Below are 26,099 nucleotides of genomic sequence, written 5' to 3'. Positions count from 1 at the left end.
CCTCTTAAAACCGGCGCTCTGAATCGTCACGGTCTGTTGACTGAAGTACCACGTCGAGCAGAACAAACAGGCAACCGCCAATAAACGCAACGCCCAGCACCATTAAAAACATTGTGACCAGAAGGCCAGCTATATCGCTCACTCTGCCCTTTCCTTCCCTTTTTGATTTACGTCAATCAATACAGCATCCTGAATGGTGCCGAACCTTCCTCCGGATATTCTTATGGCTCCCACACCCAAGAACCAAAGGAGGTTCGACATGACACGCCCCATAACTTACTGGGGGTCTGTAACTTCAGTCAGATCTGATATTAAAAGCGGTAGATTTGCCCTTCGTCTAACAGGCACACATCTCGATAATGGCCTTCAAGGTAAGCCTGGAAGTGCTGCTCTTGCAGACGTCGAGTTTCTGATCGATCGAGATTCATTATCTGAACTAATGACACAACTCCAGGGGGTGCAAAAAGTTCTGGCATGAGCCACTTAAGTAAATAAAAGGCAACATTACGGGCAATGCGCCTGCGTATTGTCCGTTCCTTCCTGATAAGCGCATCGTTATAGGCTTTGACTTCTGGTGAATACTTCACGATAAAAATTCCCACTAATGAATTAATGCATTACCGGCAGGCCCGCTGCCGTCCACGCGATCTGACAGGGCGATAATGGCACCGATCATGGCCTCCATTTCACGGTCAATACGCTCTTTGCGAATGACCAGATCCCTGCAGGTCTCAGATGAGTGGCTGCGCATTCTGGCCAGCAGGAAAACCGGCATAGCCTTTTCGATTGCGGGCAGCAGTGCCTGGATCTTTTGCTGGCTGGCCAGTGAGTCACTTTCAGCCCAGCGAAAAATTTTCTGAACGTTGTTGCCCTGCGCATTAGGGTGATCGCTGCTGTAGAGCAAGCCCGACATCCCCAGCGCAAAATACGCATCCGCTATGGCGTTCGCCGGAACCTTGCGCCCGTCAGCTGCACGCGCCCAGGCAAACAGCGCATCACGGATGTGCTCGTGTCTGATTTTCATAAATCGGATCTCCGTTCCGTTTGAACTTACTATGAGCGTCATAAATGCTGGTGTCATAGATCAGGACGCCATTCGACGCAGACTGAAGCCTGGCGGCGCGACCTTCAGGAACTAATGTCCCCCACTTATAGACCGATGGAGTTTTGACTCCGGCTGCTGCTGCCAGACGACTTTTACTTCCCCCGAAATAATTCAGGGCATCCTTTGTGTACATAAAACCCTCGATAAGGTTAGCCATGGCTAACAACCTATATGTTAACAATAGCAGAGTCAATTGGATTTAGCATTAGCTAACTATGGACATGAAAAAACTAACAATTGGCGAAAGAATAAGGGCAAGAAGAAAAGAGCTGGATTTTACCCAGCGCTCGCTCGCCAAAGCCCTGAAAATATCGCATGTATCAGTATCTCAATGGGAGCGCGACGATAGCGATCCCACCGGGAAGAATCTCTTCGCCTTAGCAAAAGTTTTGCAGTGTTCGCCTACCTGGATACTCTTTGGAGACGATAGCCAGCAGCCCGATGAACCGCGCGAAACAGAACAAGTACTCGACGAGCGGCAGAAAGAATTACTGGAGCTTTTCGATGCTTTACCCGAATCCGAACAGGATGCTCAGTTATCCGAAATGCGTGCTCGCGTACAGAACTTCAACAAACTCTTCGAGGAACTATTGAAGGCCCGTCAGCGCACGTCAAAAAAATAACTCGCCAAAACAATTACATATCCCAAAAAAGCAAATTTGTTAGCCTTGGCTACCAAATTTAGCTTGCCTATTATGTTAGCCATAGCTAATATCATCTTCATCAACCACACAGTGATTACTCAAAAACGTTCCGCTGGCCCGGCGTGAGGGCATGATGAGGAGAGAATGATGGAAGAGCCGAGAATTATTGCGAGAATGCCTGATGGTCGTGCTCTTTATAGGGTTGGCACATTTGACAAGCGCATCCTTGCGCTCGAAATTGAAAGCCATCTCAGGCCGGGAGGCGTTCAAACATGGGAATTTCAGCCATCTCCCTGGAATGCACTCGCTGCATCAGTTTCTCCCCAAACTGATCAAGTAGAAAATTATCGTTCGAATTTTGCGAGCTATTCAAATATCGAAGTTGGGCGTCAAAATTTTCCGACACGCCAAATAAACCGTGAGTATTGCAGCTGTATATAAATGCCACCGTGTTTGTGCCCTTACTGAGGATATGAAACTCAGCCTCGCTTGAACAAACAGGACAGGTATTATAAATCATTTTATTTCCTTACAAGGTTTGAACTCCCCGTAAGGATATCCCGCCGCCCGGAGCGGAGATTTGATCTGAATCCGGGCATTATCAATAAGGAGATTACGATGTACGGTACCGCGATTCTTCCGCGCACTGCTGTCGTGCCCGGAATGCTGATTAAACACAATGAAAAATACTGGCGTGCTTCAGCCAATAATGAAAAGTGGCTTTATCTTCGCAGCCTGTCAGAAGCAATCAGAATAAATAATTGCAGGGTGGAAGTCGCTTTAAGCCGCCGTGGATTGCCAGACATAATTTAATTTAAGCCACACTAGGGAAAACTATGCCGCTAATCCGGCAGGACCACACTCAATCTTAATAAAGGAAATCTCCATGATTAATTCTATTCGCGTTAAATACATCGGTAATCAATTCGCGCATTTTGAAACCGGCAATGGTATTACAGGCCTCTGCCATGTTGACGAAAGAAGCGGTGCCACCACCGTTCTTTTAAATAACGCATATATTCTGGGCGTTTATAAAAATCAGTTTGCGGCGACTGACGCAATACATGATCTCTGCGAAGAGATTCATTATTCAGAATGCAGGTCTGGTGAATGCCGCAAAGCCCGGCGTACATCTTCAGTCACCATCATCGGAATTGAACTTCCTAACGTCAGACACTGATTCACAGCTGCCCCGTTCGCGGGGCACTGCAACCGCGTGCGCATTATTCAGTGTTCAGGCGGTTGTGGTGTAGCTCAGCGGAAGCAGCCCCGGCTTTGGCACAGGGTACGGGAGGTCGCCGGTTCGAATCCGGTCATCACGACATCATCCATTTAGCTGTGTGTAGTCCTTCCCCGCCGGTATAGCGGGGCTTTTTAAAGTGTACCGCGGGTGCCTTTTACAAAGTTTAATAAGGAGACGTTATGCAGACATTTTCTATCTATTTACGACCGGAGGATCCGGCGTCCGGGCTTCCCGAATACGCTACCAGCCTGGAAGCGCGCGCGGCATGGCTCGCTAAGTCCCAGGCTATGACCATGCTTGATGAGCTTACGCCAGACACTGCTCATCAATATGCAGAGCCGCTGGTGTGTGAAGATCGCCCCGGCCTGCCCCGCCCGGCAATAAATGTGCTCAGCACCGACTTTCTGAAAGATTATGCCTGGGACGAAGAAAATCAGGTTTTCGCTGAGCGTCCACATGCAGACAGTAAGCCGGTGAATTTCGACGCCCTCTCTGCCGATCAGAAAATGGCGGTGCTGGTGCGCCATGGTGCCACCGACATTGATAGTGACCAGTTCAGGGATGCTTTGCGGCTGCTCAACGAAGAGCGCAATTCGCCTGAAGGCCACATCGTTGAATCGCTTCTCCGGACGAAAGGTGTTGCCGCCATGTACCCGGAAGCAGTGCTCGAGCTGATCAATGAGCTGGGTAATCACTTTGACGGGGCTGACAACTGGCCGCAGATGAAGGAATTCAACGAAAAATGGCTCAAAGACCGCCAGGCAGCACGCAAAGAAAGCAGTAAAGACATTACCACCCTGCGTACGGCATCAGGTGTAAAAGCAGGCGGCGGTAATCTTACCGATCGGGGCACAGGCCATCAGCATGATTTCGACAGCCTGAGACTCGAAATTGCACTGGGATTGCATGCCCGCGCTGCTGATTTCAACATCTACGATCTGCGCACTGCGCAGACTAATCGGGCGCGTGAAATTATCAAACTAAAAGAGAAGCCCTTTCCCGCCTGGAGCGCAGCAATGTGCGCAACGCCCGGCATTCTGGATTATTCACGCGCCATGATTATCTACATCGTCAAAACCGCACCGGATGATATCCACATTACACCTGGTGCCCTGCAGTCCTACATCAACAAAACCCTGACTGAAACCGACCACGCCAATCCTGATCCGGAAATTGTGGCCATCGCGTGCGGCCGTCTGTCGGCTGATAAAGGAGAAGATAATAATGATGAAACCCAACAGGATCAGACTGGCAAAGAACACGTACTGGCTGATGCAGCGCAACCAGTTGAATCAGTGGAGACGGATTCAGGACAGCAGGATGGCGCAGCGCCGGGCGTGGCGGAACAACCATCTGTAACCGAGCGCACAGGCCCGTTTTATGCCCGCAATGAGGCTGGCGATGTTAAGCGCGCAAATAAGGAAAAAGGCCTTAAGGATTTGCTGAGCCAGGGCTATGCCGAAATAACGAAAGATGAATACCAGAATCTGAAAAACCCGCCTGCAGCCGACCCGGCTTTTCGGGAGAACCCGGAATCGTCAACCGAATCTCTTCGGGAAAATGCAGATTCGTCAACCAGCACTGCGCATGAAGAGGCGCTGGCGGCCAACATTAACAATGTGCAGATCGTCGAAGCTGCGCCCGGTAAATTCGGCCTCGAAGCCTTTCTGACGCCAGACGCCTCATCTGAGGGGGAAAAAGCGGAAGCGGTATTACCGGAGCCAGCGGAAACCAGCACGCCGGCGGCAGTCTTTCCTGCAGTGTTCGACTTTGGTCGGTTTGAAGGCGTTCCGAACGAGGTTTACCACGCCGCCAACGGTATCAGTAGCAGTATGGTGAAAGATGCCCGGATTTCGCTGATGTATTACTACGGTCGCCACGTCACCAAGCAAATCGGGCGCGAAACCAGCGATGCGCTAACATTCGGCACCCTTGTCCACACGATGGCGCTCGAACCTGAAAAACTGTCAGAAGAGTTCGCCCGCCCGTTTGCGCTGCCAGAAGACGCTGTCAGCACCACGGCGGAGATGAAAGCCATCATCGAAAAATATAACGCTTCACTGCCGCCGATGATGGGCAGCGATGAGATTAAGGCATTGCTCGAGGAGCATAACGTCACATTGCCTAAACCGTTCACCATGGGCAGCAGCATCGAGGAGGCCGGCTTTCTCTATAACAGCCTCCCGGAGGAATTTCAGCGCATCGCCGATGGCCAGAAACCTACTGCGACAGCCATGCGCGCCTGCATCAAAGAGTACAACGCTACGCTGCCCGCTCCCCTTAAAACCAGCGGAAGCCGCGACGCGTTACTGGCGGAACTGGAAAAGATTGCCCCGGACGTTGCTACTGCAGAACGTGAAAAACCTCAGCCATTTAACACCAGCGGCAGCAAAGAAGAGTTGTCAGCAATCGTCCGTGAAATTGCTCCGGAGAGTGTGTTTGCCGACGAGCTGCGCGCACAGTGGGAAAAAGATAATGAAGGGAAAACCCTCATTGACCAGCACCAGCACGATACGGCTGTGGCAATCCGTGAGGCGCTACTCGCTCACCCTTCGGCCTGCCGATTGCTTGCGCACCCTTCACGCGTGACCGAAACCAGCTATTTCGCGATGGATGAGGATACCGGTCTTGAAGTTCGCGTGCGCCCGGATATTGAACTGGAAATAGATGGCATTCGCATAGCCGCTGATCTGAAAACAACCAGTATGGGACGGATCAAACAGGATTATCTGCGCGCCCGGCTGCACCGGGAAATCACCGAACGCGACTACCACCTTAGCGCCGCAATGTATTCGGAAGTGGCTGAATTTGACCAGTTCTTCTGGATTTTCGTCAACAAAGACCCCGGCTATCACTGGGTGGCCGTTATTGAGGCTTCGCCTGACCTGCTGGAACTTGGCTCGCTCGAATATCACCGGACGCTGAGAAATATTCTGGTCGCTTCAGAAACGGGCATCTGGCCAGCCCCGCTGACAGAAGATTACGCCGACGAACTTAACGACTTTGATCTGCGCCGCCTTGAAATGTTGCGCCCAGCCTAGGTAAGGAGAAATTATGGAAAACAAAAATATCATCACTGCCGAAGATCAGGCACCTAACACCATCTCGGCCAGCAGTTCAATTTTCAACGTGCAGGCGCTGAGTCAACTTACAGCCTTTGCAAACCTTATGGCTGATGCCTCAATTGCTATTCCGGATCATCTGTCAGGTAAGCCCGCTGACTGTATGGCCATCGTTATGCAGTCCATGCAGTGGGGCATGAATCCTTATGGTGTCGCTCAGAAAACATTTTTTGTGGGCGGAAAAATCGGCTATGAAGCACAACTATTGAGCGCCATTCTTAGCAGCACTGGAGCCATCACAGGCCGATTTCATTATGAATATGACGGCGACTGGTCGCGCTGCACGCGCAGCCAGGAGGTCACTAAAGAAAAAACCGGCAAAAATGGGAAATATAACGTCACCGAACGCGTTCGGGCATGGAGCGATCAGGATGAAAATGGATTGTGTGTCCGGTGTGGTGCAGTTCTCCGGGGCGAGTCAGAAATAACCTGGGGCGAACCTGTCTATCTTTCCGGCGTAGTGACCCGTAATTCCCCGCTATGGTCAACAAACCCAAAACAGCAGATCGCGTATTTAGCCACTAAATACTGGTCGCGCATTTATTGCCCGGCTGCTGTGTTGGGATTCCAGGATAGAGATGATCTTGACGCCCGAAAAGAAAAAGTCATCAATCCGGTGCCAGCTCGACATATCAGCCTTAGCGACCTGCCTGAATCCGTCAACACCAGCAAGAGGGCTGGCACCATCGGTGAAAACGTGATCGAATCTGCGGCCGTCAAGTCGCTGCCTGACGAATTCCGCCAGCGCATCCTGGATGCGGGAACTATCGAAGAAACCACTGCAATCAGGGCTGACCTTGAGGAGCACAAAAGTGCTCTCGGTACGGATTACACCGAGCTTAAGAACAAAACAGTTGCCCGGCATCATCAGTTAAATGCTGTCACAAGCCTGCACGAAGCTATCAACGCATTACCAGCAGGTGGCAGTCCTGAGGCTGCAGTGGCATTTGAAGCCGCAGAGAGAAAGCTTAATGCCGCACGTCGCCATCTTGGCGAAGAACTGCATGAACGATTCACGATCACTCTTAACGATCTGCGACCGGAATATCAAGGCTGATTAACGGCGGCCTACCTGGCCGCCCACAGGTAATCATTATGACCGTACAAAGATTTAACGCACTTGCCGCTGCAGCGATGTTGCCAGCAGCCCAGGGTAAATATGTTCTCGCGTCGGACTATGACGACGTTCTCCAGCAGAACGCCCGGATGCGTGAGGCCATAGAGTTTGCCATCGCGCCAGACCTCTGGATGTTGATTTGCGCCGATGAGGGCGCATGGCGTTATAAGCGCGGCGTTCCTAAGTACCAGGACGTGCTCCGCCGCGCCCTTAAATCCACCGAAGATGGAGAGATCTGAGATGAAACGGGAATTACGCTACGGCGCAAACGTTGAATGGTTTTTGAACGACATTGCCGCTGTTGAAATGAGTGATATCGACTCAGGCGAGTTTGAAATCTATGGAGAGGATGAGGCTGGCCGCGAGACCTGCGCATACATCGACATTACCGAGCTTGCCGCCGACGCTGCGCGGTTGATTAGTGAGCTGAGCGATCAATTGCAGGCGGCTGAACACCTAGCTGAATTGCGGGGCCGACAAAATCTGGACACAAAGCAAAAGCTGGTTGCGATGGGCCATGAGAACGGAATGATGGCGGGCCTGCTTAATGATATCTGTCGCTATCACGAAGAATGCTCCCACGACGACCAGATTCACGCAATTATCCCACTGGAATACGTTTCAGCAATCAATGACTTTGTGGGGCGTGACGTCAATGGGGGGAACCCATGCCCACTGACTGATGCGTTCCTTGACTCTGTGCGAGCTGATGAGCTCGAGAAGTTTGCTGGAATGTTGCACCTCTCGGCAAACAAAGAAGCAGCAGGTTATCAGGATCGCGCTATTGATCGCCGAAATATAGCCACCCATGCACTGACAGTGGCCGCCCAACGCCGCGCCGGTAAGAAGGGTGTGTGATGAAAACCTACCTACAAATCGTCGTTGCGCTGGTTATTGCTGCGGGCGTGTACGGCCTGATCGTGCCGTTCCTTGTATCGGCGAAAGAGACATTAACCGTTCTGTCCGGACTGGCACTGGCGATCCTGACCCCGCCATGCCTCTGCATCATTCTGAAGGGTCTGAAAGTCACTAAGGATAAAAAATGAAGAAGGTAATTTTCGCTGCACTGATGGCCGTCGCCGCGCTGTGCGTAACGGGCTGCGATCGCGTAGAGCCTGGCAATGTGGGCATCAAGGTCAACAAGCTGGGCGATGATAAAGGCGTAGGTGAGGTGGTCGGCGTTGGCCGTTACTGGACTGGCTGGAACACCGAGATCTACATCTTTCCGACCTTTAAGCAGATGAAGACCTACGAAGATGCGTTCAACTTCCAGATGAGCGACGGCACCACCATCGGCTACCACATCGGCGTGGCCTACCGTGTGGATCCCATCAAGGTTACCACGGTGTTCCAGACCTACCGCAAAGGCGTCGATGACATCACCGACACTGACCTGCGCCAGAAAATTGCCGACAGCCTGAACCGTCTGGCCAGCCGGATGAGCACGGATAAGTTCATTGATGGCGGCAAAGCCGATTTGCTCACCGCCGCGCTGTCTGAGATTCAGCAGGAGATGGGTCCGATCGGTATCCAGGTAATCAGCCTGTCCTGGGTCGGTAAACCAGAATATCCGCCAACGGTGATCGCCAGCATCAATGCCAAAGTGACGGCCAACCAGAAAACGCTGCAGCGCGAGCAGGAAGTAAAGCAGCGCGAGGCTGAGGCCAACATGCTCCGGGCGGAAGCCGACGGTCAGGCAGACGCAAAAATGAAGCTGGCCAAAGCAGAAGCTGAGTCTATCAAAATCCGTGGCGATGCCCTGCGCCAGAACCCGGAGGTTATGCAGCTGGAAGCCATCAACAAATGGAACGGCACCCTGCCCCAGTACATGACCAGCGGCACCAGCACACCATTTATCCAGGTTAAATAATCCAGCAGCCCGGTGAAATGCCGGGCCATTCAAGGGGACATCATGAACGCAGAACAGAAGCAGGCGATGATTGAGTGGCTAACGCTGCAGATTCATAGGCTGGAAACAGCATGCGATGAAATACCTTTCGGGCTTGATGCGGACGATGCACTGCTGCTGCAGGCTATGCATGCAACGCTAGCTACCCTGACCGCGCAACCGCACCACAACGGCATGATGATGCTCTCTCATAAGCTGGCAGTAGCAGAGGCGAAGCTGGCAGAGCTGGAGAAGCAGGAGCCTGTTGCTTACACGGATGCAGAAGAGTTGAAAGTAATGGAACAGGGGACGTATGCGGACATGTTCACCCCGCACGATTCCTATAAATCGGACCCGCAATGGATACCGCTATTCACCCGCCCCGCGCCCGCTATCAACCTGGCGGAGCTGGTGCCGGGTGAAGTGACTCGCGGCAATGAGGATGTTTTCGATGTGGGATTTGCCAACGGTTTTAACGCCTGCCGCGCTGCCATCCTGCACAACGTTGAGCTGGCCAATGGCTCTGCAAACTGATTTTCAAGATTCAATATTTATCCGGCCAGTCTGAAATAATGCTGGCCGGTCGTGAGGCTGTAATGTCGAAATACATTTCACTGACTACCTGGGCTGATGAATATTATGATGATCCACCAACCCCCGGAACTCTGCGCCGCTGGGCGCGTAACGGTAACATTTTTCCGCCACCAGAAATCCATGGTCGTGAATACAGGGTTTCCCCAGACGCTTTTTATATCAAGCCTAATAAATGTGGGATGAAGCTGGTACAGCATCATCCGAACGGCCGCACTGGAAGAAGAAGCCCGCTATTAGAGAAGTTGATTAATGAATCAGAGAAAAAATTACAACGCTAATCTGCCGCGAAATCTTACATACCGGGAAAAGTATAAAACGTATTACTGGCGGAATCCTTTAACAAAAAAAGAAATCACGCTCGGTCAGATATCCCGGCGTGATGCGGTAGCTCAGGCCATTGAAGCTAATAATTTTATAGAACAAAGATACTCACCGGTTGCACTGCTTGAAAAGCTAACGGGCGAGCATGAATTTACGCTGGCAGAATGGCTTGAATGTTATGAGGGGATCCTTCAAAGGCGGGGGTTGGCTGCAAATACCTACAAGGTCAGAGCCGGACAGATAAAGACTATCAGCGAGAAAATGGGAGATATGGTGCTGTCCAGCATTACAACACGCCATATAGCGGAATTTCTTGAGCCCTGGATTTTGGAGGGCAAGAATACTATGACAGGGGCACTACGTTCGGTACTGTCAGATGTTTTCAGGGAGGCTATAGTGGATGGGCGCATTACCGCCAATCCTGTCGAGCCTACCAGAGCACCACGAATTGAGGTCTCGCGCCAGCGACTGACGTTCGAGCAATATCAGGCCATTCGTCGCTCTGCTGAATCTCAGCCAGCATGGTTCTCATTGGCGATTGACCTGGCTTTAATCACCGGGCAGCGTCGGGAGGATATCGCAAGTATGAAATTCAGCGACATTACCGATGACCGGTTGCATATCGTTCAGATTAAAACCGGCGCGATGCTCGCTATTCCGTTATCACTGTCACTCCAGAGCGCTGGCCTAAAACTGAATGCAGTCATTGACCGCTGCCGCTTGGTGAGTCGATGTGATTATATGATCAGTGCAGGTATTCGTAAGAATAGTCCTGATGGCTCTGTTCACCCCGATAGCCTGACAAAGGGTTTTGTCACAGCACGCAATAACGCTGATATTGAACTCAGAGACAATCCACCGACATTTCATGAGATCCGGAGTCTGTCTGGCCGTTTATTTGAAACTGAGTATGGCAAACAGTTTGCACAGAAACTGTTGGGGCATAAATCAGAGCGGATGACGGAAAAATATTTAGATACGCGAGAGAGGAAATATACGTTGATTTAAAAAGACCGGATACGGAATTTCGTGGATTTTTCGTGTAATTTCGTGAAATGGATTTTAACTTATTGATAAATAATGGAAATAAAAAAAGACCGAATACGATTCCTATATTCGGTCCAGGGAAATGGCTCTCAGGGAGCCGTGCGCTAAAAGTTGGCATTTATCAAGGCAGTGTCGCCTTGCAATTTAAGGTTAGAACAGCGCGGTGGAAATGCCAGCAAACGCAGGGATCAGGGCCATAAACCGGATCAGTTTGTGATCGCAACGGCAAAAAATCGTGGATTGGGCGCAGCGCGAGGCTGCACCCGGGAGGTTTATTTACCGCACAGCGCCTGAGTGCGCTCAACAATCGGCTGCAGACTCATCATCTGGCCCGGATGCGCTTTGTCTTCGGCCTGAATCACACTGATCGGCTGCGCTTTCACCTGCTTGTTTTTGAACAGCTGGTCGGCGATGTCGTTCAGCGGATATTGCATCAGTGTGCTCGGGTTGATGGCGAACATCGCACCGTCTTTCTCGCAGGTCAGCATCACTTCTTCACGGTTAAACGGCCACTTCTCTTTACCGATCTCAAAGCGGCTGACGGTAATGATTTGTGCCGCCAGCGCCTGGCCGCATACGGATAACAACAGGATTGCGGGGATCACTTTCTTCAGCAACATAACTACCCTTTTCTCTCTTAAACTACATTCAGGCTGGCGACAGCGTGGCAAATACGCTCACCAGCCCAACCACGCCACACGCCAGCAGCAGTTCAAGCTGCGTCATGCGGATAAATTTTTGCTGCGTCCCGCTACCCGCCAGGCGGAAGCGCGGCACCAGCCAGTATCGATTGATCAGCGCCACAAGCACCATCAGGGCCACCAGCAGTACTTTGCACAGTAACAATACAATGTAGCGTGAATCGTGCCACATCAGTGGCCAGCCTGCGATCATCACGCTATTTATCACACCGCTCAGTAGCGTTAACGCTACCGCCAGGTGACCATAGCGCGAAAAACGCATCATGGTACGAATCGCGTCAGTACGGCGATCAATCTGGCGCGCCTCGCGCATCAACAGCAGCAGCGGCAGTAATCCACCCACCCAGAACGCCGCTGCAATCAGATGCATCCCCTGGTTGATCTGCTGAAGCAGACCGGGCACTCCATCGCGCATCGCGGCATGACCAATCAGGGCCATGCAGGCCAGTTGCAACACGCCTGCCAGCAGTAACACCTGCTGACGCAGCTTTCCGGTCAGTAATAATGCGACAAGAGCCACAACACTAAAGAGTATTTCCCACTGCCACACCGCACCAAAATGTGTGTCGAGCACCGCCAGCCAGATGTCTAAATCGGCAAGATTAGTACTGTCACCGCTCATCAGCACATTCTGGCAGGCCAGCATCAATAGCGCACTCAGCAGCGACAGCCAGGCGCTCCCCTTCACCAGCGGATTTAATCGTCGCGCCAGCAGGGGTCGATAACGTTTGGGTGCCAGTAGTGCGCTGTAACAGGCGCTGCCTGTCAGCAGCATCACGGCGGCGAAATGCAGTCCGCGCAGCAGGATCCAGAGGGTGGCCACAGACTTACTTCACGCTAAAGCGATAGCTTCCTGCGGTTTTATGTCCATCCACCGACAACACGTGCCAGTTGACCTGATAACTGCCCGCTTTCAGCGGGTGAGACAGGCCGACAATCAGGCGATTTTTCTGGTCAGCTTCAACGCGGGCTTTGGCGGTCGCAACAGGCTTCTGTGCACTATCCAGCAGCGTAACGCCGCTGAAGGCCGCTTCAATATCTTCACTGAAGTTCAGCGTCAGCGCATCGGGAGATGTCGTCACCTGCGCTTTAGCTGCGGGTGCGGAAGACTGGAGATGAGCATGCGCTGCCGCCAGCGAGCTGAATGCCATCAGTCCGGTTGCCGCCAGCGCAATAACCCTGCGGGAAATGGGTTTTTTCTTCATAATATCATCCTTTTAACCGCCGCCAGGGCGATAAACGTGGCAAAAGGATACGCTGCTGTATTGGCACTGTCGAGGCCAGCGATGCGATCCTTATCCTTGATTCATACCGTCGAAAACATTACTTTTGCCGGCTATCGTCAGGAGAATATTATGAGCCATAACCTTGCCGTGCTGTCCCAGGAAGAGAAAGACAAGATCAATGTCGATTTAGCGGCAGCGGGCGTGGCGTTCAAAGAGCGCTATAACATGCCGGTCGTCGCCGAAATGGTGGCGCAGGAGCAACCCGAAGCGCTGCGTGACTGGTTTCGCCAGCGTCTGATGCAATACCGCCAGGCGTCACTCAGCCTGTCGCGCCTTCCTTATGAACCGAAGATGAAGCAATGATGTTCCGCGTTATCGATACCGAAACCTGCGGTCTGCAGGGCGGCGTGGTGGAAGTCGCGTCCGTCGATGTGGTCAACGGTCAGATTGTGAATCCAATGAGCGATCTCACCCTGCCCGACCGCCCTATCAGCCGTCAGGCGATGGCGGTGCATCGCATCACCGAAGCGATGGTCGCCGGTAAACCAACCATTGAAGAGGCGATCCCGCGCTATTACGGCAGTGCTTTCTACGTGGCCCATAACGCCAGCTTTGATCGCCGGATGCTGCCGGAAATGTACGGTGAATGGATCTGCACCATGCAGCTGGCGCGCCAGCTCTGGCCAGGCATTAAATATGGCAACCAGGCACTCCGTCATTCGCTGAAGCTGGATGTCACGCCGCCCGCTGACCTGCATGCCCACCGGGCGCTCTATGATTGCTATGTCACAGCGGCGCTCCTGATTCGCATTATGGAGGTCTCTGGCTGGGGTGCTTCTGAGATGATTGTGCGTTCACAACCGGCGGCCCAGCGCGACGACATTCTGCCGTTCGGCAAATACCGCGGCCAGGCGATTGCGGTGATTGCGAGAAAGGATCCGGGCTACCTGAAGTGGGTACTGAATAATGTCAGCGATCTGCGCCCGCCATTGCGGCAGGCGCTGAATAAATACCTGTCGGAGTCTCAGTAGTCCTGAGCGGGCGGCAGGGTGCCCTGCGCCAGTCCGAGCAGGAAAGTATACTCCATCGCGATGCCCTCGTAGGCTTTGTAACGTCCCGACTTGCCGCCATGACCGGAATCCATATCGGTACAAAGCAGCAGCAGGTTGTTATCCGTTTTCATCGATCTCAGCTTCGCCACCCACTTGGCCGGTTCCCAGTACTGCACCTGTGAGTCGTGCAGGCCGGTGGTGACCAGCAGGTGGGGATAAGCTTTCGCCTCAATGTTGTCATAGGGGCTGTACTGGCGGATGTAGTGGTAGTACTCAGGATCGTTGGGGTTGCCCCACTCGTCATACTCACCGGTCGTCAGCGGAATCGACTCATCCAGCATGGTGGTGACCACATCCACAAACGGCACCTGCGCCACGACGCCGTGGAACCGTTGAGGGGCCAGATTAATCACTCCGCCCATGAGCAGACCGCCTGCACTGCCCCCCATCGCATAGAGCCGTTCCGGGTGGCCGATGCCGCGAGTCACCAGCGCATCCGTGACTTCAATAAAGTCGGTAAAGCTGTTCATTTTGTTCAGCAGGCGACCGCCGTCATACCATTGCTGCCCCAGCTCACCGCCGCCGCGCACCTGTATCAGCGCATAGACAAAGCCGCGATCAAGTAAACTCAGACGGCTGACGCTGAAATCAGCATCCATGCTGCTACCATAAGCGCCGTAGCCATAGACCAGCATCGGGTTCTGACCGGGCTGATAATGTTTACGGTGATAGACCAGCGACACCGGCACTTCAGTGCCATCGCTGACTTTGATCCAGTGGTGCTCGCTTTTGTAATCTTCCGCGTTAAAACCTTTAACCTGGCTCTGCTTCAGGATACGGCGTTCGCCGGTATCCATATCCAGTTCAAACAGCGTGGTCGGCGTGGTCATCGACGAATAGCCGTAGCGCAGTTTGCTGGTGCGCGGCGTCGGATTGTAGGCCAGCCAGGTTACATAGGTCGGATCGTCAAAGGCAATGCCGCTGGTCTCGCCACTGGCCCAGTTAATCTGACGCAGGCTGGTTAAGCCGCGCTGCCGCTCTTCGACTACCAGCCAGTCACGGAACAGCTGGAAATCTTCCATCACCACCTGTTCCCGTGCCGGGATAAGCGTTTCCCAGCGTGACTCATCCAGATAGCGACTGCGGTAGAGACCGAAGTTTTTGCCTTCGCGGTTGGAACGAATGAAGAACTGATGTTCGTAATGGTCGATGCTGTATTCATGATCGCGACGGCGCGGCAGAAAGACATGTGGCTGCGCATCGGGGAAGTTCGCATCGATCAGCTGAATTTCGCTGGTGTTGGTGCTGTAAAGCGCAATCATGATGAACTGCTTGGAGGTGCTCTTGTGCACGCTGAGATGATAGGTGTCATCCTGCTCTTCGTAGACGAGCTTGTCCTCCGACTGCGGCATACCCAGTTCATGTCGCCACACCTGATAAGAGAGCAGCGTCTGCGGATGTTTCCGCACATAGTAGAGGGTGCGGGAGTCGTTGCCCCAGGCGAAGCTCGATGAGACGTTACTCAGCACTTCAGGATACCAGCTGCCACTCTCCAGGTTGCGGAACCGGATGCCGTACTGGCGTCGCGACAGGAAATCTTCAGCCAGCGCCATCACCCGATTATCGGGACTGATGTGCAGCGCGCCCATCGTGTAAAAATCGCTGTGCGAGGCGCGCTGGTTGGCATCCAGCAGCAGGATCCACTCGCCAGACTCCTCACTCGACGCAGGCTGGCGGTAATAAGCCGGATACTCATTACCGCTTTGATAGCGGCTCTGATAGCGGTAACCGTTTTTCACATAGGGCACTGAGTGATCTTCCGGAGGCAGTCGATCGATAATCTCTTTTAAAACCCGGTCCTGCAGCGGCTGCTGCGATGACATGATTTTTTTGCCGTAATTGTTTTCGGCACGCAGGTAATCAAGAACCTCGCTGTTTTCACGTTTGTCGTCGCGCAGCCAGTAGTAGTCGTCAACGCGCGTCTCACCATGCAGCGTCATCTCATGGGGAATTTTTTTTGCGATGGGTGCTTTCATCCATCCGTCTCCGTGAACGTAATGATCTGTAAGCGTAACACTTCAGCAGCCGGAAGCCAGGTATGACGAGAGAAGCTGCCGCTGACGAGTCACGTCCTGTGATCTGTCAGCGGACTTTAGAAAGGATTAACCGGCCGTCAGACGGGCTTTTTCAGCCTCAAGATCCTGCTGGATGCCGTCGCGGACGTCCTGCGGAATTTTCAGCGCGTCACCCAGCGCGGAGAGATAGCTGCGTTCCATAAAGTGATCGACGTCGATAGCGGCACAGCTCAGGAAATAAAGCTCCAGCGCCTCTTCCTCATTTTTTACATCGGCGGCCAGCCACTGCGGATCCAGCGGGCGGTTCATCGCTTTCTGAATCAGCTGTTCTGCATCCTGGCCATAACCGGACTGATGAATATTCTGCTCAATAGCGGCACGTTCCTGATCGTCGATGTGTCCGTCGCTTTTGGCGGCAAACACCAGCGCCGTAACCAGACGTTCAGCGCGCTGATCGACTGGCGTCCGGGCCACGCCAAAGTCAGGTTCATTCTGGTGCGCTTCGCTGATCCGCTGCTTGTATTTGTTCCACAGCACCGCACCTGCGGCCGCACCACCACCAATAATCAGCGCCTTACCGCCATATTTTGTCAGCAGTTTGCGTGAAGACTTACTGGAGACCAGCATGGCGGCCAGACCGCCCAACGCACCCGGTGCCAGCATGTCACTTAAGCCGCCGCCCGATTTGCCTTCACCGCCCTTCTTTGTCAGCACCGACTGAATCTGTTGCAACCAGTTGTTCATCATCCACTCCTTTTTGAGATGTCAGCCCGATATCCTGACCAAAAGGATGTCAGGAAACGTCAGAGCGGGAAAAGTACGGCAAAAAGCAGTGTCAGATGGACGAAAGATGAGAACGCAAACGTTTTCGTTTATACTGGCGCGCGAATTTTGACTGCTTAGGGGAATGTATGACGACTCTCGGAACAGCGCTGCGTCCGGCGGCGACGCGTGTAATGTTATTAGGTTCAGGTGAACTGGGTAAAGAGGTGGCGCTGGAGTGTCAGCGTCTGGGTGTGGAAGTCATCGCAGTTGATCGTTACGCCGATGCCCCGGCGATGCATGTCGCCCATCGCAGTCATGTGATTAATATGCTGGATGGCGCAGCGCTGGCTGCGCTGATTGCCGAAGAGAAGCCAGACTTTGTGGTGCCGGAAATTGAAGCCATCGCCACAGATACGCTGGTTGAGCTGGAGCAGCAGGGCCAGCGCGTGGTTCCGACCGCCCGCGCCGCAAAGCTGACCATGAATCGTGAAGGCATTCGTCGCCTGGCGGCTGAAGAGCTGTCGTTGCCGACCTCTGGCTATCGCTTTGCTGACAGCAAGGCGCGCTTCGATGAAGCCGCCGCAGAGATCGGCTTCCCGTGCATTGTAAAGCCGGTGATGAGTTCATCCGGCAAAGGTCAGAGCTTTATCCGCGACGCCAGCCAGCTGGAGAAAGCCTGGGATTATGCTCAACAGGGTGGCCGTGCCGGTGCCGGTCGCGTCATCGTCGAAGGCGTTGTTAACTTCGATTTTGAGATTACCCTGCTGACCATCAGCGCCGTTGATGGCATTCACTTCTGTGCGCCGATTGGTCACCGTCAGGAGGATGGCGATTACCGTGAATCCTGGCAGCCACAGCAGATGAGTGACCTGGCGCTGCAGCGGGCGCAGGATGTTGCCGCGCAGGTGGTGAAGGCGCTGGGCGGCTATGGCCTGTTTGGCGTTGAGCTGTTTGTCTGCGGTGATGAGGTGGTGTTTAGTGAAGTATCACCCCGTCCTCACGACACCGGCATGGTGACGCTGATTTCACAGGATTTATCAGAGTTTGCGCTGCACGTGCGGGCATTCCTGGGTCTGCCGATTGGCGGGATTCGTCAGTATGGTCCATCGGCATCTGCCGTTATCCTGCCGCAACTGACCAGCCAGAATGTGCAGTTTGTGAATGTCGAAGCAGCACTGGGGGCCGGTCTGCAACTTCGGCTGTTCGGGAAGCCGGAGATCAGCGGACAGCGTCGCCTGGGCGTGGCGCTGGCCAGCGGTGACAGCACCACGCAGGCGATTGCGCGTGCAGTAGCAAGCGCAGCGGCGGTTGCGGTTCAGGGATAAAGGTATGCGGTGTGCGGTGAGCAGACGCTCACCGCCATGACTTACTTCGCGCCTTCGATAGCTTCACGAGCCAGACGGGTGATGCGATCCCAGTCGCCCGCTTCCAGCGCGTCGTTGGGCACCAGCCAGGAACCGCCGATGCAGAGAACGCTTTTCAGCGCCAGATAATCGCGGTAGTTGGCGGGAGAAATGCCGCCAGTCGGACAGAAACGCACCTGCGGGAAAGGTCCGCCAATCGCCTGAAGCGCTTTCACGCCGCCATTCGCTTCTGCCGGGAAAAACTTAAACTCGCGCAGACCATAGTCCATACCGGTCATTAACTCTGAAACGGTGCTGATGCCCGGAATCAACGGAACCGGCCCTTCAACCGCCGCTTTCAGCAGCGATTCTGTGACGCCAGGGCTGATAACAAACTGCGCACCGGCATCGGTCACTTCCTGCAACTGCTGTGGGTTAATCACCGTTCCTGCCCCGACTATCGCATCCGGCACTTCTTTGATCATCGCACGTAATGCATCCATCGCGACGGGCGTGCGCAGCGTCACTTCCAGCACTCTGACACCGCCTGCCACCAGCGCTTTCGCCATCGGCACAGCGTGTTCCAGTTTATTCACCACGATGACCGGCACGACAGGTCCGGTGGTCAGAATCTGTTCAGCACTCGTTTTCCAGTTTTTCATCAGTTCCCCTTGCTTGATAACACCGGGATTGTGGCCCGGTCATGGAGCATCGGCTCCTGCCCTGTAATTTGCGTCACTACCATACATGATCCGCTTCCTGAGCGTCTATCCTCCTGCGCCGATTTTGAAACAGCAGTTCAGTTTTATTCGTATCCGCTGGCCCGGTGCAAAGGCAAAAAAAAAGCCCGCGTTGCGGGCTTCATCATCACTGCTATTATTCAAACTCGTTCCACGAGCGGCCATCGCGGGTGATCATCGCTACCGAGGCCACCGGGCCCCAGGTGCCAGCCTGATACGGCTTGGAAGAGTCGCCATCCGCTGCCCAGGCTTCGATAATGGAATCGACATAGGTCCATGCGGCTTCAACTTCATCGCGACGCACAAATAGCGCCTGAATACCGCGCATGCTCTCCAGCAGCAGACGCTCGTAAGCATCGGCAAGGTGCGACTGGTTGAACGTCTCGGAGTAACTCAGATCCAGCTTGGTAGTCTGCAGCTTGTGCTTGTGATCGAGGCCTGGCACTTTGTTGAGGATCTCGATATCCACGCCCTCGTCCGGCTGCAGACGAATGGTCAGCTTATTCTGCGGCAGCTCTGAGTAAGAATCTTTGAACAGGTTCATCTCAGGGTTTTTAAAGTAGACCACCACTTCAGAACACTTGGTCGGTAAACGCTTACCGGTACGCAGGTAGAACGGCACGCCTGCCCAGCGCCAGTTGTCGATATCAACACGAATCGCGACGAAAGTCTCCGTAGCGCTCGTTTTATTGGCTCCCTCTTCTTCCAGGTAGCCCGGCACTTTTTTACCCTGAACAAAGCCCGCAGTGTACTGACCGCGTACGGTTTTCTCACGCACGTTGGTCTGGTCGATGCGGCGCAGCGAGCGCAACACTTTAACTTTTTCGTCACGGATGCTGTCGGCGCTGAGATCGGACGGCGGTGACATGGCGATCATGGTCAGAATCTGCAACAGGTGGTTCTGAATCATGTCACGCATCTGACCCGCTTTATCGAAGTAACCCCAGCGGCCCTCGATTCCCACTTCTTCGGCCACAGTAATCTGTACGTGGTCGATGGTGCGGTTATCCCAGTTATTTACGAAGATAGAGTTTGCAAAGCGCAGCGCCAGCAGGTTAAGCACGGTCTCTTTGCCGAGATAGTGGTCGATACGGAATACCTGGCTCTCATCAAAATATTCGCCAACGCTATCGTTGATCTCCTGAGAGGTTTCCAGTGAGGTACCCAGCGGCTTCTCCATCACGACGCGCGCCGGTTTCGCATTCAGCTTCGCGGTGCCCAGTCCCTGACAGATCGCGCCAAAGGTGCTCGGCGGCATCGCAAAGTAGTTAATGGTGGTGCGGTTTTTCTGATCCAGCATCTTGCCCAGTTTCGGGAAATGCGTGGTGTCATTAACATCGAGGTTGCAGAAGTCGAGACGATTGCTGAGTTTGTCCCACAGCGCTTCGTCAATCTTCTCCTTCATGAAGGTTTCCAGCGCTTCACGTACCACTTTGGTGTATTCCGCTTTATCCCACTCGGCACGGCCGACACCAATAATGCGGGTTTCCTCGTGGATCTGACCCGCTTTCTCTAACTGATACAGTGAAGGCAACAGTTTACGGCGTGCAAGATCGCCTTTGGCACCGAAAATCACCAGATCGCATGCCTGGGCTGTTTGTGTTACCGCCATTTTCCTCTCCTCGTTGCAGGATAGTCCGGTGGTGATGCATCCTCTGCCACCGGGTCCAGGTTATTATTTTCTTTCAGCACAATGTACTTTTTTCCCCGCGCCAGGTAAACCGACTCGCCGGGTCTACCGCATTAACTCTGTACCGGATGCGCTAAACGCGTGTGATGACACGTGCGGATTGCCGGTTTTTTCTGTGTCTGCGGGTGTCAGAAAAATCTGGCACCGGTCAAAGTATCCCGAAAAAAGGGGTGTCAGACTTGCCAGCCGTTGCGCTTGCCGGGTGCTGACGCGATATAGTCGCTGTTAATCGGCTCCTGCGACAGTGATAATTGAAATTGATAAAAGCGATAATGGTCATCGGCTTATGAATATGCTGGAAAAAATTGAGGCGCAGTTCGCTGCGCTGAGCAAAGCGGAACAGAAAGTCGCCCGGCAGATTCTGGCTGCCCCCCAGACGGCGATGCACTCCAGTATTGCGACGCTGGCAGGTGTTGCCGGCGTAAGTGAACCCACCGTAAACCGCTTCTGCCATCGCCTGGGTACCCGCGGCTTTCCTGACTTTAAACTGCAGCTGGCGCAGAGCCTGGTGAAAAGCAGCAGCTGGGTCAGCCGGGGTGTGGAGGATGACGACAGTGTGGAGGACTACAGCCACAAGATCTTCGACTCGGCGTTGGCTGGACTGCAGCGGGTGCGCGATCAGCTAAACAGCACGCAGTTGCAACAGGCCGTCACCCTGCTTGCGCAGGCCGACAAACTCGCCTTTTTCGGGCTGGGGGCATCCGCGGTCGTGGCGCATGACGCCTTTACCAAATTCCTGCGCTTTAACCTGCCGGTTATCTGGTCGGACGATATTGTGATCCAGCGCATGAGTTGCATAAATAGTCGAGCCGGTGACGTTTTTGTTCTCATTTCGCATACTGGACGCACAAAAAATATGGTAGAACTGGCTCGCCTGGCCCGTGTAAACGGTTCCACCGTTATTGCCATCACCTCTCCCGATTCACCCCTTGCCCATGAAGCAGCGATAGCTTTAGTGCTTGATGTACCGGAAGATACGGATGTCTATTTGCCGATGGTGTCGCGCCTGGCGCAGTTAACCGTGATCGATGTGCTGGCGACCGGTTTTACCCTGGAACGGGGTGCCCCCTTCCGGGAAAACCTGAAACGCGTGAAAGAGGCGTTGAAAGCGTCGCGTTACGAAAAGAACACCATTCGGGAAGAGAGTGATCAGCAAAAAAATTAACATCACATTTACAATGTGAGTCGTATCACAACCCGTCGATCGTATAGAATAGATAACCATGCTGTGTCCACAGACCCGGACACGCTTAAATGTTTACGGAGTCCTCGATGTCAAGACGTCTCAGAAGAACCAAAATCGTAACAACCCTCGGCCCGGCCACCGATCGTGATAATAACCTCGAAAAAATCATCGCTGCCGGTGCGAACGTTGTACGACTCAACTTCTCTCACGGCACGCCAGAAGACCATCAGCTACGTGCCGATAAAGTGCGTGAGATTGCCGCAAAACTGGGCCGCCACGTGGCTATCCTCGGTGACCTTCAGGGTCCAAAAATTCGTGTTTCGACATTTAAAGAAGGCAAAGTTTTCCTGAATATCGGCGACCGTTTTCTGCTGGATGCCAGCCTGGGCAAAGGCGAAGGCGATAAAGAGCGCGTCGGTATCGACTACAAAGGTCTGCCTGAAGATGTGGTGCCGGGCGATATCCTGCTGCTGGATGATGGCCGCGTACAGCTGAAGGTGCTGGAAGTTCAGGATACGAAAGTCTTCACCGAGGTCACCGTGGGCGGCCCGCTGTCGAACAACAAAGGCATCAACAAGCTGGGCGGCGGCCTGTCAGCTGAAGCGCTGACCGAAAAAGACAAGGCAGACATCATCACGGCCGCTAAGATCCGCGTCGATTATCTGGCCGTCTCCTTCCCACGCTGTGGCGAAGATATGAATCTGGCGCGTCGTCTGGCGCGTGAAGCGGGTTGTGACGCTAAGCTGGTCGCTAAAGTGGAACGTGCCGAAGCGGTTGCCAGCCAGGAAGCGATGGATGACATCATTCTGGCATCAGACGTGGTGATGGTTGCGCGTGGCGACCTGGGCGTAGAGATTGGCGATCCGGAACTGGTCGGCATTCAGAAAGCATTAATTCGTCGTGCACGTCAGCTTAACCGCACCATCATTACGGCGACGCAGATGATGGAGTCGATGATCACGAACCCGATGCCAACCCGCGCAGAAGTCATGGACGTGGCGAACGCCGTGCTGGATGGTACCGATGCCGTGATGCTCTCTGCGGAAACCGCAGCGGGTCAGTATCCGGCAGAAACCGTTTCGGCGATGGCGAAGGTCTGCCTGGGCGCAGAGAAAATCCCAAGCGTCAACGTCTCCAAGCACCGTCTGGATGTGCAGTTCGACAATGTTGAAGAAGCGATCGCCATGTCTTCCATGTACGCTGCAAACCATCTGCAGGGCGTTACTGCGATCATCACCATGACTGAGTCGGGCCGTACTCCGCTGATGACCTCACGTATCACGTCGGGCCTGCCGATCTTTGCGATGTCTCGCCATGAACGCACGCTCAATCTTACCGCGCTCTATCGCGGTGTGACGCCGGTGTTCTTCGACAGTAACAATGACGGTGTCGCGGCCGCACACGACGCGGTTAACCTGCTGCGTGATAAAGGTTTCCTGGTATCTGGCGACCTGGTCATCGTGACGCAGGGTGATGTGATGGGTGCCACCGGCACCACCAACACGACTCGAGTGTTGCGCGTGGATTAATTGCGCCCCCGTCTACATTGTCGGTGTAGAATTAACAACGCGACTGCCTGCCAGTCGCGTTTTCTTTTCTGACAAGGAGGCAAGATGCCCCGTTTCCAGCCCATCAGCCAGCTTACCGGCCGAATTTTACTTTTTCCTCTGGCGTTAGTGCTGTTCGAGTTTGCGACCTATATCGCTCACGACATGATTCAGCCCGGCATGCTGATCGTCACCAGCGAGTTCTCTGTTGGCCCGGAATGGGTATCTACGTCACTGACCGCTTACCTGATTGGTGGCGTGGTGCTGCAATGGCTGCTGGGTCCACTCTCCGATAAGTTTGGCCGGCGACCCGTGATGCTTTCCGGCATCCTGTTTTTTGCCGTCGCCTGCATACTGACCCACTGGGTCAGTTCGATTGAAGAATTTGTCAGCCTGCGCTTTATTCAGGGCATCAGTCTCTGCTTTATTGGCGCGGTCGGCTATGCCGCGATTCAGGAAGCCTTTGATGAGGCGCTGGCGGTGCGCATGATGGCGCTGATGGCCAACGTAGCGCTGCTGGCTCCGCTGGCAGGCCCACTGGCCGGTGCCGCCTGGCTCACCGTGGCCAGCTGGCGCAGTATGTTCTGGCTGTTTGCCGCCTGCAGCCTGGTGGCTTTGGTGGTGCTGTGGCGTGTAATGCCCGAAACTGCAGGCGATCGCAGTCACTCCATTGCCCTGCCGAATCTGGCGCGTAACTATGGCCGACTGATGAAAGACCGGCTGGTGATGTTCGGATCATTTGCTATCGGGCTGGTGTTTATCCCCATCCTCACCTGGGTCGCTCTGTCACCGGTGATCCTGATGCATGACGAAGGTCTGTCTCGCATGCAGTATGCCCTGCTGCAGTTGCCGGTGTTTCTGGCGATGATTGCCGGTAACCTGACGCTGAGTAAGCTGGCCGGACGGGTGCCGATTGAACAGCCGGTGAAGTTCGCCGCCTGGCCGATTCTGATTGGCCTGAGCCTGGCGCTGCTGGCAAGCCTGCTCAACAGCCACGGTTATCTGCTCATCACGGCTGGCCTGAGCCTTTACGCCTTTGGCGCGGGGATGGTGAATGCCGGACTCTATCGCCTGACGCTTTACGCCAGCGACGAAGGCAAAGGCAGCGTGGCGGCAATGCTGGGGATGATCAGTATTCTGACGCTGGCGGTGGGAATTGAACTGGCGAAAAGTGGCTACTTCAGCGGCGGCACGTTGTGGTTCTGTCTGATTAACTTTATCAGCGGCGTGCTGTGGTTTGGTCTCGTGACCCTGTTTATGCGTGAGCGCAAACGTCGCAGCAGGCTGGAGGCGTTATAACAAAGCTGCGTAATCGTCTGCGCTGAGCATGCCACGGATGGCGGTTTGCGTCTTTGCGCAGGGGATATGCTTCCTGAGCCAGCTCTTTTATTCGCATCATAAAAGGCTGCGAAAGCGGCCTTTTTGGTACGTCGGGTTTGGTTAGCGGTATGTTCGAAAATGCTTAGGGAACACGGTCAGATCGGAAAGGCGCTTAAGCCATCCCTGGCCGCTCGTCCCGCGCCATCCGGGGCGCGGGACGCTTTCCTCCTCTGCCCGTGTTCCCTGCGCTTTAAGTTTATTCGCCGCTTTCAGATTCACCCAGATCCAGCGATTAAGTGATAATAAAAAGGCCGCTTTCGCGGCCTTTCTGCTATTTGCGTGGATAAAGCTCTTTGCGCGAATAGGGTTCGATGTCACCCTCTTTGCGGGTCTTAAGCAGCTTAAGAATCCACGTGTACTGCTCGGGATGCGGGCGAACGAACACTTCCACCTCTTCATTCATCCGGCGAGCCAGCTGGTGATCGTCGGCCTCACGCAAATCGTCCATCGGCGGACGCACATAAATCTCAAGCTTATGCGTTACGCTGTTATAAACCGGAAACAGCGGCACCACGCGGGCACGACACACCTTCATCAGCCGGCCTACCGCTGGCAATGTCGCCTTGTAGGTCGCGAAGAAATCGACAAATTCGCTGTGCTCGGCACCGTGATCCTGATCGGGCAGATAGTAGCCCCAGTAGCCCTGACGTACTGAACTGATAAACGGCTTAATGCCGTCGTTGCGGGCATGCATCCGGCCACCATAGCGGCGACGGGCAGTGTTCCAGGCATAGTCCAGCAGCGGGTCGCTCTGATTGTGGAACATGGCCGCCATCTTCTGGCCTTCTGACGCCAGCAGCATGGCAGGAATATCTACCGCCCAGCCGTGTGGCACCAGGAAAATCACATTCTGCTGCTCAGCTTTCATCTGATCGATGATTTCACGACCATGCCACTCAACGCGCTGTCGGATGCGTGCAGGATCGCGTAATACCAGCTCGGTCATCATTGTCATCGCCTGCGGCGCTGTCGCAAACATCTCATCGACCAGCGTGGCGCGCTGCTCTTCGCTGAGTTCCGGCAGGCAATAATAGAGATTAATCAGCGCGCGGCGGCGTGCGCCCTTTGCCAGCTTACCGGCAAACCGACCTAACCGGCCCAGCAGCGGATCGCGTAATTTTGGCGGTAAATAAGCCAGACCCGCCAGCGCACCGATTGCCAGCCAGCTGCCCCAGTACTTAGGTTTGAGAAAAGAACGTTCAAAAACGGGAATAAATTCAGTGTTATTTTTTTTACGGGTTTCCATGCACTCGCCTCAAGCAATGACCGGCTTATGATAGTGACGACCTGAAAATTTGCAATCATCCTGCGCC

Annotated in this window: 30 protein-coding genes and 1 tRNA gene; 20 read left to right on the top strand and 11 right to left on the bottom strand. The window is 54.0% G+C overall.

Going from position 1 to position 26,099, the window contains the following annotated elements:
* Nucleotides 1-4: 4 nt before the first annotated feature.
* The 3 genes from F3I44_RS23730 to F3I44_RS11950 all read right to left on the bottom strand — a co-directional run bounded on the left by F3I44_RS23730 (nt 5) and on the right by F3I44_RS11950 (nt 1,238).
* Nucleotides 5-142 carry a hypothetical protein gene (locus tag F3I44_RS23730; RefSeq protein WP_156085424.1) on the bottom strand — a complete coding sequence of 46 codons (138 nt, stop codon included), beginning with the start codon at nt 140-142 and terminating at the stop codon, nt 5-7.
* Between the two features lie 459 nt (nt 143-601).
* The gene (locus F3I44_RS11955) at nt 602-1,024 is read right to left on the bottom strand and encodes a toxin YdaT family protein (RefSeq protein ID WP_150015894.1); all 423 of its coding nucleotides are present in this window, start codon (nt 1,022-1,024) and stop codon (nt 602-604) included.
* On the bottom strand, nt 996-1,238 hold the full coding sequence (locus tag F3I44_RS11950; RefSeq protein ID WP_150015918.1) for a Cro/CI family transcriptional regulator: 243 nt from the start codon (nt 1,236-1,238) through the stop codon (nt 996-998). The genes F3I44_RS11955 and F3I44_RS11950 overlap by 29 nt, the downstream gene beginning before the upstream one ends.
* An 82-nt stretch (nt 1,239-1,320) precedes the next feature.
* Here F3I44_RS11950 and F3I44_RS11945 point away from each other — a divergent pair, with 82 nt between their 5' ends.
* From F3I44_RS11945 to F3I44_RS11880, 14 genes are all read left to right on the top strand, one after another.
* Nucleotides 1,321-1,728 carry a helix-turn-helix domain-containing protein gene (locus F3I44_RS11945; protein ID WP_150015893.1) on the top strand — a complete coding sequence of 136 codons (408 nt, stop codon included), beginning with the start codon at nt 1,321-1,323 and terminating at the stop codon, nt 1,726-1,728.
* Between the two features lie 165 nt (nt 1,729-1,893).
* Complete coding sequence (locus tag F3I44_RS11940) at nt 1,894-2,190, top strand: hypothetical protein (protein WP_150015892.1); 297 nt, start codon at nt 1,894-1,896, stop codon at nt 2,188-2,190.
* Between the two features lie 177 nt (nt 2,191-2,367).
* On the top strand, nt 2,368-2,562 hold the full coding sequence (locus tag F3I44_RS11935) for a cell division protein FtsZ (protein WP_150015891.1): 195 nt from the start codon (nt 2,368-2,370) through the stop codon (nt 2,560-2,562).
* 73 nt (nt 2,563-2,635) lie between these two features.
* Nucleotides 2,636-2,929 carry a hypothetical protein gene (locus F3I44_RS11930; RefSeq protein ID WP_150015890.1) on the top strand — a complete coding sequence of 98 codons (294 nt, stop codon included), beginning with the start codon at nt 2,636-2,638 and terminating at the stop codon, nt 2,927-2,929.
* A gap of 63 nt (nt 2,930-2,992) precedes the next feature.
* Nucleotides 2,993-3,071 (top strand) — tRNA-Ala (locus F3I44_RS11925).
* Nucleotides 3,072-3,171: 100 nt separating this feature from the next.
* The gene (locus F3I44_RS11920) at nt 3,172-6,033 is read left to right on the top strand and encodes a PD-(D/E)XK nuclease-like domain-containing protein (RefSeq protein WP_150015889.1); all 2,862 of its coding nucleotides are present in this window, start codon (nt 3,172-3,174) and stop codon (nt 6,031-6,033) included.
* 13 nt (nt 6,034-6,046) lie between these two features.
* On the top strand, nt 6,047-7,171 hold the full coding sequence (locus F3I44_RS11915; RefSeq protein ID WP_150015888.1) for a RecT family recombinase: 1,125 nt from the start codon (nt 6,047-6,049) through the stop codon (nt 7,169-7,171).
* A gap of 38 nt (nt 7,172-7,209) precedes the next feature.
* The gene (locus F3I44_RS11910; RefSeq protein WP_150015887.1) at nt 7,210-7,470 is read left to right on the top strand and encodes a hypothetical protein; all 261 of its coding nucleotides are present in this window, start codon (nt 7,210-7,212) and stop codon (nt 7,468-7,470) included.
* 1 nt (nt 7,471) lies between these two features.
* The gene (locus F3I44_RS11905) at nt 7,472-8,089 is read left to right on the top strand and encodes a hypothetical protein (RefSeq protein WP_150015886.1); all 618 of its coding nucleotides are present in this window, start codon (nt 7,472-7,474) and stop codon (nt 8,087-8,089) included.
* Nucleotides 8,089-8,277: a hypothetical protein gene (locus F3I44_RS11900; RefSeq protein WP_150019425.1), complete on the top strand. Its 189-nt coding sequence runs from the start codon at nt 8,089-8,091 to the stop codon at nt 8,275-8,277. The genes F3I44_RS11905 and F3I44_RS11900 overlap by 1 nt, the downstream gene beginning before the upstream one ends.
* Complete coding sequence (locus F3I44_RS11895) at nt 8,274-9,101, top strand: SPFH domain-containing protein (RefSeq protein ID WP_150019424.1); 828 nt, start codon at nt 8,274-8,276, stop codon at nt 9,099-9,101. Before F3I44_RS11900 ends, F3I44_RS11895 begins: the two co-directional genes overlap by 4 nt.
* A 42-nt stretch (nt 9,102-9,143) precedes the next feature.
* Nucleotides 9,144-9,653: a hypothetical protein gene (locus tag F3I44_RS11890; protein ID WP_150015329.1), complete on the top strand. Its 510-nt coding sequence runs from the start codon at nt 9,144-9,146 to the stop codon at nt 9,651-9,653.
* A 62-nt stretch (nt 9,654-9,715) separates the two neighbouring features.
* Nucleotides 9,716-9,991 (top strand): excisionase, encoded by a 276-nt coding sequence (locus F3I44_RS11885; RefSeq protein ID WP_223811669.1) that lies wholly within the window; start codon nt 9,716-9,718, stop codon nt 9,989-9,991.
* The gene (locus tag F3I44_RS11880) at nt 9,963-11,042 is read left to right on the top strand and encodes a tyrosine-type recombinase/integrase (protein WP_150015327.1); all 1,080 of its coding nucleotides are present in this window, start codon (nt 9,963-9,965) and stop codon (nt 11,040-11,042) included. Before F3I44_RS11885 ends, F3I44_RS11880 begins: the two co-directional genes overlap by 29 nt.
* Before the next feature lie 311 nt (nt 11,043-11,353).
* Here F3I44_RS11880 and F3I44_RS11870 read toward each other — a convergent pair whose 3' ends face one another.
* The 3 genes from F3I44_RS11870 to copC are packed head-to-tail and all read right to left on the bottom strand — an operon-like array spanning nt 11,354 to nt 12,987.
* Nucleotides 11,354-11,701 carry a YebY family protein gene (locus F3I44_RS11870; RefSeq protein WP_013358153.1) on the bottom strand — a complete coding sequence of 116 codons (348 nt, stop codon included), beginning with the start codon at nt 11,699-11,701 and terminating at the stop codon, nt 11,354-11,356.
* A gap of 28 nt (nt 11,702-11,729) precedes the next feature.
* A complete protein-coding gene (gene copD, locus F3I44_RS11865; protein ID WP_150015325.1) occupies nt 11,730-12,605 on the bottom strand; it encodes a copper homeostasis membrane protein CopD in 876 nt (291 codons plus the stop codon).
* Between the two features lie 4 nt (nt 12,606-12,609).
* On the bottom strand, nt 12,610-12,987 hold the full coding sequence (gene copC, locus F3I44_RS11860; RefSeq protein ID WP_150015324.1) for a copper homeostasis periplasmic binding protein CopC: 378 nt from the start codon (nt 12,985-12,987) through the stop codon (nt 12,610-12,612).
* A gap of 150 nt (nt 12,988-13,137) precedes the next feature.
* Between copC and F3I44_RS11855 the strand changes: the two genes are divergently transcribed.
* Nucleotides 13,138-13,371: a DNA polymerase III subunit theta gene (locus F3I44_RS11855; RefSeq protein WP_033733020.1), complete on the top strand. Its 234-nt coding sequence runs from the start codon at nt 13,138-13,140 to the stop codon at nt 13,369-13,371.
* Nucleotides 13,371-14,039, top strand: a complete 669-nt coding sequence (gene exoX, locus F3I44_RS11850; protein WP_033783311.1) for an exodeoxyribonuclease X — start codon at nt 13,371-13,373, stop codon at nt 14,037-14,039. The genes F3I44_RS11855 and exoX overlap by 1 nt, the downstream gene beginning before the upstream one ends.
* Here exoX and F3I44_RS11845 read toward each other — a convergent pair.
* Both F3I44_RS11845 and F3I44_RS11840 read right to left on the bottom strand, forming a co-directional pair.
* Nucleotides 14,033-16,096: a prolyl oligopeptidase family serine peptidase gene (locus tag F3I44_RS11845; RefSeq protein WP_150015323.1), complete on the bottom strand. Its 2,064-nt coding sequence runs from the start codon at nt 16,094-16,096 to the stop codon at nt 14,033-14,035. The genes exoX and F3I44_RS11845 overlap by 7 nt on opposite strands.
* Nucleotides 16,097-16,222: 126 nt before the next feature.
* Nucleotides 16,223-16,879 carry a tellurite resistance TerB family protein gene (locus tag F3I44_RS11840; RefSeq protein WP_150015333.1) on the bottom strand — a complete coding sequence of 219 codons (657 nt, stop codon included), beginning with the start codon at nt 16,877-16,879 and terminating at the stop codon, nt 16,223-16,225.
* A gap of 167 nt (nt 16,880-17,046) precedes the next feature.
* Here F3I44_RS11840 and purT point away from each other — a divergent pair, with 167 nt between their 5' ends.
* Nucleotides 17,047-18,225, top strand: coding sequence for a formate-dependent phosphoribosylglycinamide formyltransferase (purT, locus tag F3I44_RS11835; RefSeq protein ID WP_150015322.1), 1,179 nt, complete (start codon nt 17,047-17,049; stop codon nt 18,223-18,225).
* A gap of 41 nt (nt 18,226-18,266) precedes the next feature.
* On the opposite strand, the gene F3I44_RS11830 is transcribed toward purT, so the two are convergent.
* Complete coding sequence (locus tag F3I44_RS11830; protein WP_150015321.1) at nt 18,267-18,905, bottom strand: bifunctional 4-hydroxy-2-oxoglutarate aldolase/2-dehydro-3-deoxy-phosphogluconate aldolase; 639 nt, start codon at nt 18,903-18,905, stop codon at nt 18,267-18,269.
* A gap of 214 nt (nt 18,906-19,119) precedes the next feature.
* Nucleotides 19,120-20,595 (bottom strand): glucose-6-phosphate dehydrogenase, encoded by a 1,476-nt coding sequence (gene zwf, locus F3I44_RS11825; RefSeq protein WP_033732917.1) that lies wholly within the window; start codon nt 20,593-20,595, stop codon nt 19,120-19,122.
* Nucleotides 20,596-20,959: 364 nt separating this feature from the next.
* Here zwf and F3I44_RS11820 point away from each other — a divergent pair, with 364 nt between their 5' ends.
* The 3 genes from F3I44_RS11820 to F3I44_RS11810 all read left to right on the top strand — a co-directional run bounded on the left by F3I44_RS11820 (nt 20,960) and on the right by F3I44_RS11810 (nt 24,705).
* Nucleotides 20,960-21,838, top strand: coding sequence for a MurR/RpiR family transcriptional regulator (locus tag F3I44_RS11820; protein WP_190285951.1), 879 nt, complete (start codon nt 20,960-20,962; stop codon nt 21,836-21,838).
* Between the two features lie 107 nt (nt 21,839-21,945).
* Entirely contained in the window at nt 21,946-23,388 is a 1,443-nt protein-coding gene (gene pyk / locus F3I44_RS11815; protein ID WP_013358162.1) for a pyruvate kinase, read from the top strand.
* Between the two features lie 84 nt (nt 23,389-23,472).
* Nucleotides 23,473-24,705 (top strand): MFS transporter, encoded by a 1,233-nt coding sequence (locus tag F3I44_RS11810; protein WP_150015320.1) that lies wholly within the window; start codon nt 23,473-23,475, stop codon nt 24,703-24,705.
* A gap of 352 nt (nt 24,706-25,057) precedes the next feature.
* Here the strand turns inward: F3I44_RS11810 and lpxM are convergent, their stop codons facing one another.
* Nucleotides 25,058-26,032 carry a lauroyl-Kdo(2)-lipid IV(A) myristoyltransferase gene (lpxM, locus tag F3I44_RS11805; RefSeq protein WP_150015319.1) on the bottom strand — a complete coding sequence of 325 codons (975 nt, stop codon included), beginning with the start codon at nt 26,030-26,032 and terminating at the stop codon, nt 25,058-25,060.
* Nucleotides 26,033-26,099 lie beyond the last annotated feature (67 nt).

The organism is Pantoea sp. F_5 (assembly GCF_008631595.1).
In the GTDB taxonomy this organism is placed as follows: Bacteria; Pseudomonadota; Gammaproteobacteria; order Enterobacterales; family Enterobacteriaceae; genus Pantoea; species Pantoea gossypiicola.
The sequence above is the reverse complement of the archived record's forward strand: the minus strand, read 5'-3'. Positions and strand labels throughout refer to the sequence as shown.